Origin of the sequence: Kutzneria sp. 744, from assembly GCF_000568255.1 — a bacterium.
GTDB lineage: Bacteria > Actinomycetota > Actinomycetes > Mycobacteriales > Pseudonocardiaceae > Kutzneria.
In genome coordinates this window covers 1,287,014-1,303,837 of the sequence record NZ_KK037166.1, presented here as the reverse complement: position 1 = coordinate 1,303,837, position 16,824 = coordinate 1,287,014, and the positions used below count along the sequence as shown (strand labels likewise).

The 16,824-nt window shown below is 69.5% G+C and carries 15 protein-coding genes and 1 tRNA gene; 9 read left to right on the top strand and 7 right to left on the bottom strand.

Annotated features, from left to right (window positions below):
* Nucleotides 1–36 precede the first annotated feature (36 nt).
* Both KUTG_RS05645 and KUTG_RS05640 read left to right on the top strand, forming a co-directional pair.
* Nucleotides 37–1,356, top strand: a complete 1,320-nt coding sequence (locus KUTG_RS05645; protein ID WP_043715421.1) for an SDR family NAD(P)-dependent oxidoreductase — start codon at nucleotides 37–39, stop codon at nucleotides 1,354–1,356.
* Nucleotides 1,353–2,459, top strand: a complete 1,107-nt coding sequence (locus tag KUTG_RS05640) for a leucine-rich repeat domain-containing protein (protein ID WP_232240679.1) — start codon at nucleotides 1,353–1,355, stop codon at nucleotides 2,457–2,459. Before KUTG_RS05645 ends, KUTG_RS05640 begins: the two co-directional genes overlap by 4 nt.
* On the opposite strand, the gene KUTG_RS05635 is transcribed toward KUTG_RS05640, so the two are convergent.
* Nucleotides 2,456–4,255, bottom strand: a complete 1,800-nt coding sequence (locus KUTG_RS05635) for an AAA family ATPase (protein ID WP_043715416.1) — start codon at nucleotides 4,253–4,255, stop codon at nucleotides 2,456–2,458. The two genes, KUTG_RS05640 and KUTG_RS05635, sit on opposite strands and share 4 nt — an antisense overlap.
* On the bottom strand, nucleotides 4,252–5,637 hold the full coding sequence (locus KUTG_RS05630; RefSeq protein ID WP_043715413.1) for a vWA domain-containing protein: 1,386 nt from the start codon (nucleotides 5,635–5,637) through the stop codon (nucleotides 4,252–4,254). Before KUTG_RS05630 ends, KUTG_RS05635 begins: the two co-directional genes overlap by 4 nt.
* 25 nt (nucleotides 5,638–5,662) lie before the next feature.
* On the opposite strand from KUTG_RS05630, the gene KUTG_RS58045 reads away from it, so the two are divergent.
* Nucleotides 5,663–5,735, top strand: a tRNA-OTHER gene (locus KUTG_RS58045).
* Nucleotide 5,736: 1 nt separating this feature from the next.
* Here KUTG_RS58045 and KUTG_RS05625 read toward each other — a convergent pair.
* Nucleotides 5,737–6,576: a hypothetical protein gene (locus KUTG_RS05625; RefSeq protein ID WP_043715411.1), complete on the bottom strand. Its 840-nt coding sequence runs from the start codon at nucleotides 6,574–6,576 to the stop codon at nucleotides 5,737–5,739.
* Between the two features lie 310 nt (nucleotides 6,577–6,886).
* On the opposite strand from KUTG_RS05625, the gene KUTG_RS05620 reads away from it, so the two are divergent.
* The 3 genes from KUTG_RS05620 to KUTG_RS05610 all read left to right on the top strand — a co-directional run bounded on the left by KUTG_RS05620 (nucleotide 6,887) and on the right by KUTG_RS05610 (nucleotide 9,120).
* A complete protein-coding gene (locus tag KUTG_RS05620) occupies nucleotides 6,887–7,438 on the top strand; it encodes a type 1 glutamine amidotransferase domain-containing protein (protein ID WP_043728406.1) in 552 nt (183 codons plus the stop codon).
* A 109-nt stretch (nucleotides 7,439–7,547) separates the two neighbouring features.
* Nucleotides 7,548–8,474, top strand: coding sequence for a non-homologous end joining protein Ku (locus KUTG_RS05615; RefSeq protein ID WP_043715409.1), 927 nt, complete (start codon nucleotides 7,548–7,550; stop codon nucleotides 8,472–8,474).
* A 37-nt stretch (nucleotides 8,475–8,511) separates the two neighbouring features.
* A complete protein-coding gene (locus tag KUTG_RS05610) occupies nucleotides 8,512–9,120 on the top strand; it encodes a mechanosensitive ion channel domain-containing protein (protein ID WP_052394048.1) in 609 nt (202 codons plus the stop codon).
* Between the two features lie 2 nt (nucleotides 9,121–9,122).
* Here KUTG_RS05610 and KUTG_RS05605 read toward each other — a convergent pair whose 3' ends face one another.
* A complete protein-coding gene (locus KUTG_RS05605) occupies nucleotides 9,123–9,509 on the bottom strand; it encodes an ester cyclase (RefSeq protein ID WP_052394046.1) in 387 nt (128 codons plus the stop codon).
* Nucleotides 9,510–9,537: 28 nt separating this feature from the next.
* A complete protein-coding gene (locus KUTG_RS05600) occupies nucleotides 9,538–10,863 on the bottom strand; it encodes a carotenoid oxygenase family protein (protein WP_043715407.1) in 1,326 nt (441 codons plus the stop codon).
* A gap of 199 nt (nucleotides 10,864–11,062) precedes the next feature.
* Between KUTG_RS05600 and KUTG_RS05595 the strand changes: the two genes are divergently transcribed.
* From KUTG_RS05595 to KUTG_RS05585, 3 genes are all read left to right on the top strand, one after another.
* Nucleotides 11,063–11,809, top strand: a complete 747-nt coding sequence (locus tag KUTG_RS05595; RefSeq protein ID WP_304413663.1) for an SDR family oxidoreductase — start codon at nucleotides 11,063–11,065, stop codon at nucleotides 11,807–11,809.
* Nucleotides 11,810–12,430 (top strand): TetR/AcrR family transcriptional regulator, encoded by a 621-nt coding sequence (locus KUTG_RS05590; RefSeq protein ID WP_198047032.1) that lies wholly within the window; start codon nucleotides 11,810–11,812, stop codon nucleotides 12,428–12,430.
* An 84-nt stretch (nucleotides 12,431–12,514) separates the two neighbouring features.
* Nucleotides 12,515–13,555 carry an IS630 family transposase gene (locus KUTG_RS05585; protein ID WP_043715403.1) on the top strand — a complete coding sequence of 347 codons (1,041 nt, stop codon included), beginning with the start codon at nucleotides 12,515–12,517 and terminating at the stop codon, nucleotides 13,553–13,555.
* On the opposite strand, the gene KUTG_RS05580 is transcribed toward KUTG_RS05585, so the two are convergent.
* Complete coding sequence (locus KUTG_RS05580; protein ID WP_157494348.1) at nucleotides 13,552–15,483, bottom strand: thioesterase domain-containing protein; 1,932 nt, start codon at nucleotides 15,481–15,483, stop codon at nucleotides 13,552–13,554. The genes KUTG_RS05585 and KUTG_RS05580 overlap by 4 nt on opposite strands.
* Entirely contained in the window at nucleotides 15,468–16,673 is a 1,206-nt protein-coding gene (locus tag KUTG_RS05575; protein ID WP_043715399.1) for an NAD(P)-binding domain-containing protein, read from the bottom strand. The genes KUTG_RS05580 and KUTG_RS05575 overlap by 16 nt, the downstream gene beginning before the upstream one ends.
* Between the last annotated feature and the right edge of the window lie 151 nt (nucleotides 16,674–16,824).

The window sequence follows — 16,824 nt, the reverse complement described above, 5'->3', positions numbered from 1 at the left end:
GGTAAGGCGTCCTTCCCTGCATGAAGAGGGGGGAGCATGGTCAGCGAGGGGGAGTTGAAGGCGTTCCACGACACCGTGGCGCGGCTGCGGGCGCTGCCGGCGGACGATCCGGTGCGGCTGAAGGCGGAGCGGGTGGCGGAATCGTTCGCCCGTGACGGCAAGCAGCGCCGCAAGAAGGTGCGTTCGGCCGAACGTGCGCAGGCGGATGCGGCGATCGACGCCACGACGGCGACGGGCGGTACGGACCGGCGTGAGGACGCGCCGCTGAGGCACGATCCGGAGGCGCCGGCCATGCCGCTGGCGCGAACCCGCCGCTGCTACATCTGCAAGGAGGCCTACCAACTCGCGGATGCCTTCTATCACCGGCTTTGTCCGGATTGCGCGCGGGAGAACGCCTCAAGGCGCAGCGCCCGGGCCGATCTGACCGGGCGGCGGGCGCTGCTGACCGGCGGCCGGGTGAAGATCGGGTTCCAGCTGGCGCTGATGCTGCTGCGGGACGGGGCAGAGCTCCTGGTCACGACCCGCTTCCCGCGCGATGCGCGGCGGCGCTTCGAGGAGGCGCCAGGCAGCGCGGACTGGCTGGACCGGCTCACGCTCGTCGGCATTGACCTGCGTGATCCACGGCAGGTGCTCGGGCTGGCGGAGTCGCTGCGCGAGGACGGCCGGCCGCTGGACATCCTCGTCAACAACGCGGCCCAGACCGTGCGCCGGCCGCCCGAATCCTACGCGGCGCTGATCGGCGGCGAGGTCGGTGCGTTGCCGTCGAACGTCATGGCGGCGCCGGGATTCAGCCCCATGCTCGCGCTGGGCCAGAGCCACGGCGCGCTGGCGCTGGCCGAGATCGACGAGGCGGGGCTGCTGCCGGACACCGCGCCGGTGAACTCCTGGTCGGCTCGCGTCGGCGAGCTCGACGCGGCCGAGGTGCTGGAGACGCAGCTGGTCAACGCGTTGGCGCCGACCCTGCTGTGCGACCGGCTGCTGCCGTTGCTGCTGGCTTCGCCGCGGCCACGCCGCTACGTCGTCAACGTGACGGCGGTCGAGGGACGGTTCGCCGTGCGGAACAAGACCTCCGGGCATCCGCACACCAACATGGCCAAGGCCGCGTTGAACATGCTCACCCGCACCAGCGGGCCCGAGCTCGCGGAGCGGGGCGTGTACATGTGCTCGGTCGACACCGGCTGGATCACCGACGAGAACCCCGCTCCGAAGAAGGCCCACCTGGCCGACAACGGCTTCCGCACGCCACTGGACATTGTGGACGGTGCGGCCCGGGTGTACGACCCGGTCGTGCGGGGCGAGCGGGGTGTCCCGGTGGCCGGCGTGTTCCTCAAGGATTACAGGGAGGCGGCGTGGTGAGCGAGCTCGAACCTCTGCTGGCCTGGCTGCGTACCGGCACGGCGACCACGGAGCGGCTGGACTTCCCGACCGGCACCGCGCTGCCCGACGGCCGGCTCGATCTGTGCAAGCAGGCGCTGGGGCCGGACGGCGCGTCGCTGGTGGCAGAGGCGCTGCAACCCGGCGTGGTCCGGCATCTGCTGTTGGGCACCGACGGCTTGGGGGACGGGGCGGCCGAAGTGGCGGCGGAGGCCGTCCAGCACGAGGTCGAGACCCTGTACCTCGGCTGCAACGGCATCACCGCCGGCGGCGCGTGCCGCATTGCAGACCAGCTGAGGATGTCGCCGCAGGCCAGCGCCGTCACCGGCATCTGGCTCAAGCGCAACCCCATCGGCGACGGCGACGCGGCGGCCGCGATCATCGAGTCCGCACGGTCGCTGCGCACCATCGACCTGGTGCAGACCAACCTCGACGCCGACGCCGTCGGCCGTGTGGTCGACGGCATCCTGGCCGCCACCACCGCCGGCCGTCGGATCGAACGTCTTTATGTCGGCGGCAATCCGCTCGGCCCGGCCGGTGCCGGACACCTGGCCGCGTTGGTGGCCGCCGATGCCGTGAGCGAGCTGTACGTCTCGGCCGCCCAGCTCAGCGACGAAGGCGCCTACGCCATTGCCGGTGCGTTGCGGCCCGGCCGGCTGCGCAGGATCTCCTTGGCCAGCAACGGCATCGGCCCGCAGGCGGCCGCGGCGCTGGTCGTCGCGGCCGCTCAGGCCGGTGTCGAGACGTGCGATCTCGGGCGCGTGAAGGCCGCCGGGGTCCTTGGGGCTCAAGGAAACCGCCTCGACGAGGCCGCCACGACCGCCATCGCCGATGCGCTTTCTTCGAGCCCACATCGCCTGCGGCACCTCGTGTTGAGCAACACCGGCCTCGACAGCCGCGCCGCGCACCGCCTCCTGGACGGTGCCCGGATGATGTCTGTACTTCCCCACTTTTTGGTTGGCAAGGGGATCGCCACCAGCGTTCGTCGCAGGCTCGACGCCCTCAGCCTCGCGATCCCCGAACGGCCTTCGGTGTCAGCCGATGTGGTGGCCGTGCGTAGCGTGCACCGACAGTCGCGGGCTTAGCGCGGCATGTTCCCGAACACCTCGATCCAGAACCGCTGCCGGTCCTCGGCCACGCCGACCAGGTAGGTGGCCCGGAGTTTGGGCGGCAGCAGGGCGACCAGCCGTGGGACGACCTTGCGGTGCCGGCGCAGCTGGGACAGTTCGGCGTTGGCCAGCACCTGGTGCACGACGTCGCCGGCGTCGCCGCCCTCGGGCGACGCCGACTCGGCCCGCAGCCGGGCCTCCCAGCCGTTCACGTCGGCGGCCAGCTCGCCGAGGCCGGTTACCTTGCGGTTGGCCAGCCGTTCGATCAGGGCGGTCAGCGGAACCGGCGCGTACTCGCCGTCGCCGAGGTAGATCGTGCCCAGCTCCAGCGGCAGGCCGCGCTGGTGCAGCTTGACGAACCGCTCCAGGGTCCGCTTGGTGATCCACTCCCGGCCCTCGTCGTCGATGTCGTTCTTCCACCACTCCAGCACGGTCTCGGCCACGCCGCCGTACCGCTTGATCAGCCACTCGTTGGCCGGGATGTCGGCCGGCTCGACCTGGAGCGACACGGTGAAGCGGGTGGCCTGGGCGATGTTGTTGCGAGACACCAGAAGCTTGCGCCCGAGGTGGTACGGCGGATTCTGGATCGCGACCTGGGCCCGCAGGTTGCGGATCGGCTGCCCGGCCAGCGACCACTCCTGGGTGACCTCCATCAGCCGGGCGAAGGCGGCCTTGTCCTTGGGCCGGTTGTACTCGTCCCACACGATCGCCTTGGGCTCGCCGCCGGTGAACGGCCGTGACAACAGGTTCTCCAGCGTGCCGTCCGCGGTCGGCAGCGGCACGCACAGATCCTCGACATTCGTTACCGGCAAAGAGAAGTACAGTGGTTCGCGGCCGAGCTCGGCCCGGATCGTCTCACGTACGAGCTCCGTCTTGCCGCAGCCGGGCGGCCCCTGCAACAGCACGCACCAGCGGTTGCGCACCGCGGCCCGCAGCACCTGCCGGACCGGATCCGGGATGGTGTCAGGGTTTCGTACGCCGAGCGCGGCGGCCAGCCTGTCGAGGATCTCGGCGGTGCGGTTGACGGTCCGCCGGCTGTGCGTGTCCTCCAGCCGAAGCCGCTCGCCGTTGACGAGTGGAAGCGCCCAGCGCAACGGGAATCCCTCGCGGGCGTTGGCCAGGATGTGCTCCATCGTCCGTGGCGACAACAACTCCCGCAGCTCCGGGCCGAGCGAGTTCCACACGGCGAAGAACGGGCCCAGGTCCCAGTCGCGGTGGCGGGCGGCCAGCGTGGTGCGCCATGCCGTGTCGTTCGCGGTCATCCGCACGGTCACCATGCGGTCGAGGATCGCGAGGTCTCCGCGCCGCGCGGAGGTCTCGGCCAGGGACTCGTTGTCGGTCAGGAAGACACCTATACAGCCGAGTTCACGCAGATCGTGCTCGCCCAGCGTCCAGTTGCAGGCGATCTGCATGAGCTGCGACTGGATCGTCTCGCCGGCCTGCAACGAGTCGTCGATCAGCAGCACGAACGGCTTGCCCGGCCGCAGCTGGCTCATCACCAGCTGCCGCAGCACGAGCTCGCCGTCCTCCCGCACCGGGGCGTTGACCAGCAGGTCGTCCGGCGTGAGATTGGCCGCGGGCACGAACACCAGCGCCGCGTCCGGATGGGCCTCGGCGATGTGCGAGAAGAAGGTCGCGGTCTTGCCGATGCCGTGCGGGCCGAAGATCTGCCCGGTCTGTCCGATGTCGATCATCGTGTCGATGAACGCGGCCAGCCGGGACGGGTCCTCGGGCGGGGTCCGGTAGGTGGCGTTCTGCCGGGTGGTCGTCATCGGTCTCTTCCGTTCACGGGCCGCACTCGGTGGCAGGCCATGGCTGGGGTGTGCGCGTCGGGCCAGTCGTCGCCGCCCTCGGTGATCAGCCAGATCCACTTGTCCGGCTCGGCCGGTGTCACGTGTCCGCCATGGCCGTCGGTGAGCACGATGACGGCGTCAGGCCGCTCCTCGAAGTGCTTTCCGTCCACTGTGGACCGCCCCTCGACGTACTCCATCACGGCGTAGAAGCTCGTGCCGCCACCGCCGCGCACCTGATCACCGGGCTTGAACGGCATCACGACCCAGTCGAACGACAGCCAGTGCGCCTGCACGCCGTCGATCCCGCCGACCAGCTCGACCATCCAGTCCACCACGCTCTGCGGCATCGACCCGGACGTGTCGAGGGCGATGACCAACACCTTGTCCCGCACCGGTCCGCTTCGCGACAGCATCGGCTCATGGCCGAGCATGGCCAGCACCGCGCCACGCTTCTTCGGATACACCAACCGTTCGCCGGCACGCAGCTTGGACCCCAGCACGTCAATCAGCCACCGTTGCCACCAGTCGACCTTGCCGGTGCGAGCAGTCTCGCCGCGCAGCATGCCGGCGCCGAGCTTGCCCCAGATCTTGCTGGCGGTGTCCTCGGTGCGCCCCATCAGGTCGAGCATCTCCGACTCGGCCCTGCTGTTGCCGCGACGGGCCGCCAGCAGCGAGTTCAGCAGCACCGACTGGACAACCCCGTCCACCGTCTGCTGATCCTGCTGGAGGTCGTGCGTGACGTGGACGCACGATGTGTCCGGCACCGGCGGTTGTCTCATGCGCTTGAGTTCGGCGTAGACGGTCATGTCGGTGCGGACGAAGTCCTCATAGGACAGGGGATCCAGGTGCTGCGCGGTCAGATCCGCTTCGTACATCGCATGGATGCCGTTCGGGTCGATGCCGGTGGGTCTCCGGTTCACCGTCGGCAGGCCGCGACCCAGCCGGGTCTTCACGACGTGGTTGATCGACACCTCGGCCGCGAGCGTGAAGACCGGGTCGTCCCGCAGTTCCCGGTCCGTGAACAGGTGGCGGTGCACGAGGTGCCGCGCCTCGTGGAAGAGCACGAACTTGACGCCGTCCAGTCCGATGCCGACGAAGAAGTCGGGGTTGAACAGCAGCAGACAGGCGCCGTCGCCGGAGGCGACGACCGCGGCGGTCTCGATCGCCGTGGTGACGATCTGGTGCCGGCACTTGGCGAACAGCCACGAGCCGACCACCGACTCGGCCAGCCCGAAATCGAGCAGCGCGGCCTCCTTGAGCCGCTCCGCCTCGGCGATCACCTCGGGCGCGGCCGGCTGCCAGTCGGCCAGCGCCCGTCGATCGCGCAGGTCGACGACCGGCAACCGCTTGCGGTGCTCCATTTCTCCCTCTGTAAGATCGATGTCGACGGGTCGTAGCGCAGAGGCAGTCGCACCACTACGGCATGGTGGCCACGCTGGTTCGAATCCAGCCGCCCGTCCTCACACCGTCGCCACGGCGCCGCTCGTGCTGATCAGCTCCGGCGCCGTGCCGGCGAACGTCGGCAACAACTGGGCCAGCACCGCCCACGCGTCCAGGTTCGTCCCGATCTCGGCCCGCACCAACGGGGCCAGCAGCGCGGCGGCCTCGGCCGCCCGCTGCGGGAACAGTTGGGTGCCGCAGTGCAGCACGCCCAACACCTGGCGCGGCGGTCGGCCGCGTTCGACATAATCCCGCAGCTCGACGATGCCGGCCTGACGCAGCCGGTGGACGAACTTGGGGTGCTGGCCGAACTGCGCACGCAGCTCCGGCGGGCAGTCGATCCGCACGGCCAGCGCCCAGCGGGCGTAGCCGGGGAGCGGCTGCTCCCGGTCCGCCTCCGCGACCTGAGCCCAGAGGCTCCAGTCGACCGCGCGCGCCGCCACCCGGCCCGCCCCCATCGTGCTCGCCTCGCGCAGTTCACCGATAACTCCGCGCCGGCCGACCGGGATCACCGGTTCCTCGTGCAGGCAGCCTCGTTGCCCGCAGTGCGGCAGCCGCCGCCGCAGTAGCCGCGGCTTCGTGCCGCCGAACGGCTGTCCACGCAGGATGTCCCGTTTGAGCACATCGGGAATGTCGTGCCGGTGGAACACCAGCTGGTTGACGGCCGGATCGTTCTGCTCCATCATCCACAGCCACGCCGACCGAGGTGCGCTCAGCCGTTCGAGCTGCCACAGTGCCATCTCGCCGCTCTGGGTCCTCGACACGCCCAACCCGAGCCGCCGCCGCACCGCCGCCGCGTCCTCCGGCTTGATCAGCGAAAGCAGGAAGTGAACCCCCGCCTGGTCGTCCCCTCTGTTCACGGCGGCGATTATCGCAGAGCGCCCGCCGCCGCCACGCCGGATTTCCGCCACCGGCGGCGTTTGAGCAGCGTCGACGGGGTACCCGATGGGCATGACGAGCCCACCTGACCCGGACCTGACCACCAGCGAGCAGCTCGACGAGGACGAGCTGGGCAAGGATCCGCTGGAGGAGGGCGTCGAGCCGCCCGAGGACTGGGCGGCGGCGGACCGGTTCGGCATGACGCCCCGCGAGGAGCGCGAGGGGGAGACCCTGGACGAGCGGCTCGCCGAGGAAGAACCCGACGTGTACGGCAACCCGAGAGAGGCAGTGATGTCCGAGCAGCTGCGCGGCCGCACGGTCGCGATTCTCGCCACCGACGGCGTCGAGCAGGTGGAACTGACCGAGCCCAAGGCGGCGGTCGAGCGGGCCGGCGGCAAGGCCTTGCTGGTGTCGTTGGAGGACGGAGAGATCCAGGCGATGAACGCCGACGTCAACCCGGCCGACACGTTCGCCGTCGACGTGACCGTGGACCGGGCCGACGCGGACGACTTCGACGCGTTGATCCTGCCCGGCGGCACCACGAATCCCGACAAACTGCGGCAGAACGGCCTGGCCGTGTCGCTCGTGCACGATTTCTTCGAGGCCGGCAAGCCGGTCGCGGCGATCTGCCACGGCCCGTGGTTGCTGGTCGAGGCCGACGTGGTGCGCGGGCGGACGCTGACGTCGTACCCGAGCGTGCGCACGGACATCCGCAACGCCGGGGGAACAGTGGTGGACAAGGAAGTCGTCATCGACGGCGGCCTCGTCACCAGCCGGAACCCCGACGACCTGCCGGCGTTCTGCGAGGCGCTGGTGCGGGAGTTCGCGGAGGCTCAGCCATGACGGACCTGGACGGCCTTCACGGCCGGCCGGTGACCCTGCGCCTGCGTATCGGCTGGCGCCGGGTGCTCGGAGCCGAGGCGATGCGACAGGCCCGTAGCGGAGGCGCGTGATGGCCCGGTCGATCTGGAGCGGCTCCATCAGCTTCGGGCTGGTGACGATCCCGGTCGCGCTGTTCAGCGCCACCGACGACCACACCGTCCACTTCAACCAGTTCGAGCGCGGCACCTCCGACCGGATCCGCTACCAGCGCGTCAACGAGCGGACCGGCAAGGAGGTCGAGTACGCCGACATCGTGCGCGGCCACGAGGTCGGCGACGGCGAGTACGTGCTGGTCGAGCCGGACGAGCTGGCGGCCATCGCGCCGGGGCGGTCCAAGTCGATCGAGATCACCGGCTTCGTCGACCTGGACGAGATCGACCCGATCCACTTCCAGAAGACGTACTGGCTGGCCCCGGCCAAGGAGGAGTACGGCCGTCCCTACGCGCTGCTGACCGAGGCACTGGCCAAGACCAACCGGGTCGGCATCGCCTCGTTCGTGATGCGGGGCAAGCAGTATCTCACGGACATCCGGGCCGATGACGGCGTGCTGGCGTTGGACACGCTGTACTACGCCGACGAGATCCGTGACCCGCACGACATGCTCGACACGCTGCCCAGCGGAAATCGACCACATGCCAACGAGTTGAAGATGGCGACGCAGCTGATCGAGTCCATGGCCATGCCGTGGCGGCCGCGGGACTTCCGCGACACCTACACGCGCAAGGTGAACAAGCTCATACAGGACAAGCACAAGGGCCGCAAGATCGTCGTCGAGGCCGAGCCGCCGGAGCCGACCGGGACGACGGACCTGTTGGAAGCCTTGCGTCGCAGCGTGGAACGAGGCCGGAGGCCCGCCCGTTCATCGTCGCAGGTGGACGATTCGAGCAAGGCCGAGCTGGCGGAGGCCGCGCGCGAGCTGGGTATCAAGGGCCGGTCCAAGATGAGCCGGGACGAACTGGCGTCGGCGGTGAAACGGGCCACTCGCAAGGCGTCCTAGGGTTTGCCACCCCGTGTGGGCCGGGTAGGCGATCTTCATGACCGGAACGGAGGAGAAGCTGAGGCGGCCGCTGCTGTGGGCGGGTCTGGCCGTCGTGTTCCTGATCATGGTGAATGCCCCGGACGCCGGCCTGCTGCCGATTCACGATCGCCTGGTGGAGAAGGCGATCTCGCTGGTCGGTGCGCTGCTGTTCGTGATCGCAGGCGTGCTGGCCATCAGACGCACTGCCGGCTACGTCGATGCCCGGCTGAGCCGGCGCGGCATGGGCTCCGCCGGGTCGATCCTGGCCGTGGTGATCTCGGCCGCCGGCTACTGCGTGATCGTGCTGACGGCGTTGAGCGCGTTGGCGATTCCGTTGCAGCAGCTGGTGGTCGGCGGCGCGCTGACCGGTGTCGTCGTCGGTATCGCCGCGCAGCAGACGCTGGGCAACGTCTTTGCCGGGCTGATGATCCTGATGGTGCGGCCGTTTCGGGTCGGCGACACCATCGAGGTGCGGTCCGGCGCGTTGAACGGGCCGTTCACCGGGCGGGTGCGGGCCCTGGGGCTGACGTACGTGACCCTGGCCGCCGAGAACGGAACCCTGTTGCTGCCCAACGCGGGGGTGCTGGCCGCCGGTGTCACCGTCGGCCTGCACCACCCGCAATGACGTCAGGCCTGGGGGATCAGCCCGACCTGGCGGGCCAGTTGCAGGCTGTCGGCGTTGAGCCAGTACTCGACGATCATGCCGTCGACCAGGCGCAGGATGTCGGTGCCCGTGATGGAGACCGGGCCGACGGCGCTCGTGCCGCTCGCGTGCCAGCGCACGACCACGAAGTCCCGGTCGGCGATCGGGCCGACCGCGACGGTGAACTCCAGATCCCGGATCGTGGCGTGGGTGCCGGCGATCCACTCGGTGAGGCCGTCGCGGCCGCGGATCTCGTCGCTGCCGCTGTCGACCAGCGGGGCCGCGTGGGCGACGAAGTCGGGAGAGACGATCTTCTCGGCCAGGGTGAGGTCGTTGTTCCACAGCCGCAGCCAGGTGTCGATCAGGTCCATGTCAGAAGTCCTTTGCTGGTGGTGAGATTCAGAGGTCGGCGTCGGGGATCCACGAGCCGTGGATGCCGCCAGGCACGCGGTGGGGGAGCTCCACCGTGGCGACGGTGTCGAGCGTGCTGGCGTCGTAGACGATGAACTCGGAGGCGTGCCGGCGGGTGTCGCTGACGATGGTGAGCAGGTAGCCGTCGTCCTCCGCGGTGCCGTTCTCGGCCGGCACGAACACCGCCTCGCCGGGGATGTGGTGTTCGTCGCCGCTGGTCAGGCTCCTGGCGCCGGAGTGGTTGTCGTACTTGACGATGCCGTGCCGGTGCAGGCCGCCGCCGGGGAAGGCCACCGCGTAGCCGTAGCGGTTGGGGCGGCCGAGCACCTGGTTGTTGATCGCCGGGAAGTCCACGACCAGGTCGTCCACCGCTTCTTCCTTGGCAATGGTGGCAGCCGGGTCGAGGATCCAGCGGTGCTGCCTGATGCCGACCGCCGGCGTCTCCGGGTGCGCCGGTCGGCCCGCCCAGAACTTCGAGGAGGTTTCCCAGGCGCCGCGGTCGAAGCGCGGTCCGTCGAGCACGATCCGGCCGTTGTCCTCGTACGCGTTCGTCACGTGCAGCAGGACGCCCGGTTCCACCGCGTGCCAGGTCACTTCCGCCGGGCCCATGCGCGGCATGACGCCGATCCGCGGCGCGTAGTCGTCGTGCCAGCGGTAGGGGAGGCCGCCCGTCTCGGCCGCGTCGAAGATCACCGACATGTCGATCCACACCACGAAGTTCTCCGTGATGGCGAAGTCGTGCATCAGCGACGGGCCCGCGTCCTCGACGACCTCCTGCCTGGTGATCTCGCCCCGCGGCGAGGCCACGTAGTAGATCAGGTGCGGCGGGAAGGGCGAGTAGGCGAAGAAGTGCAGCTCACCCGTGACCGGGTCTTCCTTCGGGTGGGCCGTCATGTTCGTCTTCAGCCTGCCGCCGAAGTCGTAGGCCCCCACCGTGTTCAGCTCCGCGTCGATCTCGAACGGCAGGTTCGCCTCCTGTAGCGCCAGCAGCCGTCCCGCGTGCTCGATCACGTGCGTGCCCGCCACGCTCGCCGTCAGGTCCCCGTGGCCCTCCGCCACCCCCTCCAACAGCGGCGTCCGCACCCACCGGTTCCGGTACCACTCCGCGCGGCCCTCTCGCAGCCGTAAGCCGTGGATCATGCCGCTGCCCTTGAACCAGTGCGTCGGCGTCACCCCCGGCTTCGGGTTGTGCCCGTTGCGCAGATACCGCCCCTCCAGCTCCTTCGGCAGCGTCCCCCGCACCCTCAACTCCCGCGCCGTCCGCTCCTCCGCGACCGGGGCGTAGTGATCGCTGATGTACGGCAGTGACGTCAAGACGCCCTCCCAGGCTAAGGAGTGATTGACCACTCACTGATGCGATGGTGAGTAATAAACCACTCACACTTGATGCTGTCAACCCTCCCGACCTCGGAGGAACTGCGACGGTATCGTCTAGACGGCCTCGTCTAGTCCGGGTTGGAAGGGGGACACCGCTGTGCGGGACCTGTTCTCGATAAGCGGCAAGGTGGCGCTGGTGACGGGGGGCTCGCGCGGTATCGGGAAGATGATCGCGGAGTGCTACCTACGGGCGGGGGCGAGGGTGTTCCTGTCGTCGCGCAAGGCGGAGGCGTGTGCGGCGGCGGAGAAGGAGCTGTCGCAGTACGGAGAGGTGACGGCGCTGCCGGCGGACGTGTCGGAGCGAGGGCAGTGCGAGCGGCTGATCGGGGAGGTGGGGGAGCGGGTGGGGCAGCTGCACGTGCTGGTGAACAACGCGGGGGCGACGTGGGGCGCGGCGTTCGACGAGTTCCCGGATTCGGCGTGGGACAAGGTGCTGGGCCTGAACGTGCGGGCGCCGTTCGTGCTGACGCAGCTGGGACGGGCGCTGCTGGAGGCGTCGGCGACCGAGGACGACCCGGCCAGGGTGATCAACATCGGCTCGATCGACGGCCTGATGGTGCCCGGCTTCAAGAACTTCTCGTACTCGGCCTCGAAGGCGGCGCTGCACCACCTGACCCGGCACATGGCCGCGGAGTTGGCGCCGAAGATCCTGGTCAACGCGATCGCCCCGGGCCCGTTCCCCAGCAAGATGATGGACGCGACGCTGGACAAGCACGGGGACGCGATCCGCGCCAAGAGCCCGGTGGGCCGCGTGGGCCGCACGGAGGACGTAGGCGCGGCGGCGATCTATCTGGCCTCGCCGGCCACCACCTTCATGACGGGCGCGGTCATCCCGCTGGACGGCGGCCTGAGCACGACCGTCGGCATGGGTGTCGAAATCTGAATGGAAGCGCTGCCGCACCGGGAAAAGCTGCTGCGTGAAGGCACGCGCCGGCTCTACAGCCACGGCTTCCACGGCACCACGGTCGACGGCATCCTGGCGGCGACCGGCGTGCCGAAAGGCTCCTTCTACCACCACTTCGGGTCCAAAGAGGCCTTGGCCAAGGAGGCGCTGCGGCGCTACCTGACGTTCCAGCTGGACCTGCTCGAAAGCTGGACGGCCAAGGCGGACCTGCCGACCGCGGACGTGCTCGTCGGCTACTTCACCGACATGGCCGAGGCGTTCACGCGATCCGAGTACCAGCGGGCGTGCCTGTTCGGCAAGCTGTCGGCGGAGATGTCCGCCGGCTCACCGGAATTCCGGGCGGTGCTGGCCGATCACGTCAAGGAATGGCAGGTTCCCTTACGGGAACTGTTGCGGGCGCGGGCAAGAACGCGGGCGACGTCCGCGGCGGGCTCACCGTCGAGCAGTTGGCGGACGCGGTGCTGGCCCTGGTGCAAGGCGTGTTCGTGCTCGCGCTGGCGGTGCGGGACGAGGCGATGCTCGACGCCGCCCGCACCGCGTTGCGTGTGTTCGTGGAAAACCCTAAGCAGGTTGCCAGAAGTTGTGTCTGTAACCCCATGAGTTGACCTTGCCGCGAACGCGAAGAGCCCCGTCGGGTTGGATTGAGTTACCACACACAACCGACCCGACGAGGCCACCACCAGTATGCGCCCCGCGCATGTCTACGCCGACATAACCCCCGCCCAACACCTCGAACTGGTCGCCGCGCTGCACGGACCCTGCCGAGTCGCCACCCGCATCGTCATCGTCATGCTGTCCGCGTCCGGAATGAGCACGCCCGAGATCGCGCAACTCCTGCACTACGAGCCAGTCACAGTGCGCCGCTGGATCACACGACACACCAACGAAGGCATCAGCGGACTACCCGACCGAGCCCGCAGCGGACGCCCCCGCCTCGGCAGCCCCACCCTCGGGCAACGCATCCACACCCTGCTACAAACCCCGAAAGCCTGGACCACCGCACGACTCTGGCACGCCGCCCGACGCCCCGAGATGAGCCTGCGCACCTTCTACCGACGCCTCCGTGAACACGCCAGCTGGCGACGCCCCCGCCTGATCGCCAAAGGCGACCCCGACCACGACACCACCTGCGCCGCCATCGCCGCCCGCGTCGCCGCACTCCCCACCGGATCCATCGTCCTGGCCGAAGACGAAACCCACCTCGACCTGCTACCACGCGTCCGATCGTGCTGGATGCCCACCGGCCTGCGCCACCACATCCTGACCCCCGGCAGCAACATCCGCCGCACCCTCCACGGCGCGGTCAACCTCGCCACCGGCGCCTGGCACCACCACGTCTCCGTCAAGAACGTCTCCGTCGTGTTCTGCTACTTCCTGCACCAGCTACTCAACGCCTACCCCCACGCACCCGTCGTCGCGGTCATCTGCGACAACGGCAGCACCCACCACAGCGCAATCACCCGCCGCTGGCTGGCCAAGCACCCACGCCTGACCCTGATCGAGGGCGCCAAATACAGCCCGCAGGACAACCCCGTCGAACGCGTCTGGGCCGGCCTCAAACACCACATCGCCAACACCGCGCCAACCACGATGGCCGGCCGCGTCCGCCAAGCACACGCCTACTTCCGCCACCGGACCACCGAGCAGAACCTGATCACCGCCGCCCCCTGGACCAGCCCCTGGCTACCCGAAGGTTACGGACAAGACTTTTGGCCAGGTGCTTAGGGCAGCTCCGGCCTAGCCCGGCTGGTCCATTCCCGGATCCGTCGGAACACCGGATGTTGTTGCCGGACCAGGAGTTGCCGCCCACGCTCGGCCAGCAGCGGCGCCCGCACCGGCACGTCGACGCAGTCGGCGTACGCGGAGGCGCCGTGCTCGAACGGGAACAGGGCGATGACCTGCCCCAGCGGGCGCGGGGCGTCGAACAACAGATGGCAGGTCGGCGTCACCCGGGCGTTGAGCTCGATGAACCACGCGACGCCGTCCTCGCCGAGCACGAAGTCGAGACCGCAGAAGCCGCTGAGCCCCAGGCGATGCACGATCCGCCGGGCGGCCTCGGCCATGCCGGAATGATCGATCACCCGGACCACGGCCGACGGCCCCCGGATCTCCTCCGCGAGCACGACCTCCAAGCACACCAACGCCAACACCTCGCCGTCACGGCAAGCCACCGTGGCGATGGCGTCCTTGCCGGCGCGGAACTCCTGTGCGTTCACGGTCGGCCGCCGCCGCAACACGGTGGCGGTGAGGGAGTGCAGTTCCCGGTTCACCAGCGCACGCTTCACGGCCACGTGCGGCGCCGGCGGCCGCGAGATGCTTCGCCACGCCTGTGCCAGCGACGTCTGCTCCACAACCGCGACACCTCGCCCGCCGGAGCTGCCGTCGGTCTTGAGCACCGCCGGAAACGACCGCAGGACCGAAGGATCGGTGATCACGATGGTTGCCGGCGCGTCAACACCGGCGTCGTCGGCGATCTCGGCGACACCGGACCGGGACACCATCCGCGTCCACTCGCCGAGGGAGCGGGCCAGCAGCTCGTCGTGCGGTCGCCGGGAATGCAGGCGCCGCAACAGAACCAGCGACCGCTCGTCGTCACACACGACAAGATCCGGCTGTGCCGCCGCCATGGCCCGGGCGATCGACCGCAGCGGACGGGACTTGTGCAGCGGGTACGAGCCGGCCAACCCGTCCACCACCTCCAGCGGATGACCGGACGGCCGGCAGACCGACACCGTGAACCCGGACTCGATCATCGCGTCGGCCAGCCGGGCCGCCGAGAACCACCGCATGGTCGACACGATCAGCACCCGCTCGAACCCCGGCTCGGGCCGAACACCAGGGCCCTTGTTGAGGTCTCGTGCGATTCCGTCGGCCACCGAGGCCGCCGCGTCGGCGGCGCTGACGATCGTGAGGTGATCGCCGACGACCCGCCGCACGTACGTCTCACGGGCGAGCCCCTGCCAGCATTCGGCCGTGTCGCAGCCGAAATGCCGGTTGTCGGTGGCCGCCAGCACCGTCACCGCGCCGTCGTAGAACGACGGTCGGTAGCGCGGCATCGCCCGATACGCTCGCTGCCCCGCATCCGTCTCACCGGACGACACCGACGTCGCCTCGCCGCAGGCCGATCGCCGAGCCAACCGTCGCAGCAGTCGTTGCCCGCGCAGCCCGAACTCGGCGGCGGCTTGACGCGGCGGCAACCGGCGGATCCGCGCCAGCTGGTTGAGACCCCGCCGCCGCATGGCGACCAGCCACAGTCGACGGTTCCAGAACCGCTCGTCGAAGATCGCCTCGATCAGGAACACGTGTCCCGCGGGACGCCCGGAAGCCTTGAGCCGCTGGGCCATCTCCCACGCGATCAACCCGCCGAACGAATAGCCGCCCAGGTGATAAGGCCCGCCCAGCACCTCGTCCAGGGCGGCCACCATCAGCTCCGCCATCCGCTCGACCGTCTCGATGGCCTCGCCGTTGTCGTCGACGAGCATCGGCGCGGCACAGTAGACGGACTCCGGACCGGTGTAGCCGGCGATCACGCCGGCCAGCTCCGCGGGATCGCCCTCAAGGCCCGGCACCAGCACCAAGGTGCCGGCCGTGCCCTCGCGTTCGAGGTCGATCCGCACCCCACCCGCCTTGTGGACGATCAACGGACCAGCCACCGCCTCCGTCGCGAGCGGATGGCCGGCGCACCCTGGGCCAGGTGGTGGGAGATCCGCGGCGCCACGTACTCCGCGCCCACCATGAACCGCATCAGCGGGCCGAAGGTGTTCACCGCCGCGGGACCGACGAAGTACAGCCCGGGCACGGAACTCTCGAACGACCGCGACACCAACGGCATCCGGGCGTGGCTGCGGACCGACCGCCGCAGGTCGTCGGAGAGGAACTCCAGCCGGGCCAGGTCGGGATAGTAACCGGTCGCTGCCAGCACGTGATCGGTCGTCAGCGTCTCGCCGCCGAGGTTCAGCTCTACCCGGCCGTCAACTTCCCGCGCCGACACGATTTCCCGGCCCAGGTGCGTGCTGACGCCGGCGTCGAAGCGGGCCTTCATGTGCCACGGCGACTTCGGACCGAGGTGGCTGCGGATCAGCCGCAACCGCAGATTACCTGGCAGGAAACGGAACAGCGACGGCGTGGCCTCGCACAGCCAGTTCCGCAGGCCCGGTCCGACGCCGGAGGAGGGGCTGCGCAGCTTCTCCCACAGCCCCCGGGGCTCGGGCTTTCCGCCGAACTTCACCACGTTGCTGCGGGCCACGAGGGACACCGTGGCGCCGTTGTCGCCGAGCAGCACGGCGGTGTCCACGGCCGACGCGCCCGCGCCGATCACCGTCACGTGCCGGCCGGCGAACTTGGTCAGCTCGTGGTGGTCGTAGGCGTGGCTGGCCAGCTCCGGCGGCAGTCCGGCCAGTTCCGTTGGCAGGGCGGCGAAATGGCTGATCCCGACCGCGCACACGACACGGTCGGCGAGCACCTCTTGACCGTCCGTCAACTTCAGCAGGAAGCCGTTCCCGTTCCGTGTCAGGCTCGTGACCAGAACTTCCTCCAGGCCGGGCACGAACCGGCGCTGGAAGTCCGTCGCATAGTCGCTGAAGACGTCGAGCGGGACCGGGATGTCCGTTTCGTGGTACGGGATCCCGCGTTCCCGACAGTACTCGGCCAGGGTGCCGGCCGATTTGGGGTCGTAGACGTTGGAGGCGAACCCGTCGGACTTGAGCAGCATCCCGGCGGGCATGTGACTACGCCACGTGTCCAGCGGGATACCGAAAACACGTGTGTTCACACCGTAGTCGTGCAGATACGCGGCGATCGACAGCCCGTACGGCCCGGCCCCGATGACGGCAACGGATGTCACGCGACCTCCACTGTGGATGAGAGTTGCGCGTGAAGTCGTCGGCCACGATCTCCGCGTTACCATCCGGCAGGCAGTCGGTCGAGGGGACTTCCGTCCAGAGTCCCGGTTCGCTGCCGGCCCCTTCGGCCACTGGCGGGCGTCCGGGCGGTTG

Coding starts and splice junctions, on each gene's coding strand:
- KUTG_RS05630 (WP_043715413.1), bottom strand. CDS start 5,637: ATGGAGCACCGCAAGCGGTTGCCGGTCGTCGACCTGCGCGATCGACGG.
- KUTG_RS05585 (WP_043715403.1), top strand. CDS start 12,515: ATGCGCCCCGCGCATGTCTACGCCGACATAACCCCCGCCCAACACCTC.
- KUTG_RS05635 (WP_043715416.1), bottom strand. CDS start 4,255: ATGACGACCACCCGGCAGAACGCCACCTACCGGACCCCGCCCGAGGAC.
- KUTG_RS05620 (WP_043728406.1), top strand. CDS start 6,887: ATGTCCGAGCAGCTGCGCGGCCGCACGGTCGCGATTCTCGCCACCGAC.
- KUTG_RS05645 (WP_043715421.1), top strand. CDS start 37: ATGGTCAGCGAGGGGGAGTTGAAGGCGTTCCACGACACCGTGGCGCGG.
- KUTG_RS05615 (WP_043715409.1), top strand. CDS start 7,548: ATGGCCCGGTCGATCTGGAGCGGCTCCATCAGCTTCGGGCTGGTGACG.
- KUTG_RS05610 (WP_052394048.1), top strand. CDS start 8,512: ATGACCGGAACGGAGGAGAAGCTGAGGCGGCCGCTGCTGTGGGCGGGT.
- KUTG_RS05605 (WP_052394046.1), bottom strand. CDS start 9,509: ATGGACCTGATCGACACCTGGCTGCGGCTGTGGAACAACGACCTCACC.
- KUTG_RS05590 (WP_198047032.1), top strand. CDS start 11,810: ATGGAAGCGCTGCCGCACCGGGAAAAGCTGCTGCGTGAAGGCACGCGC.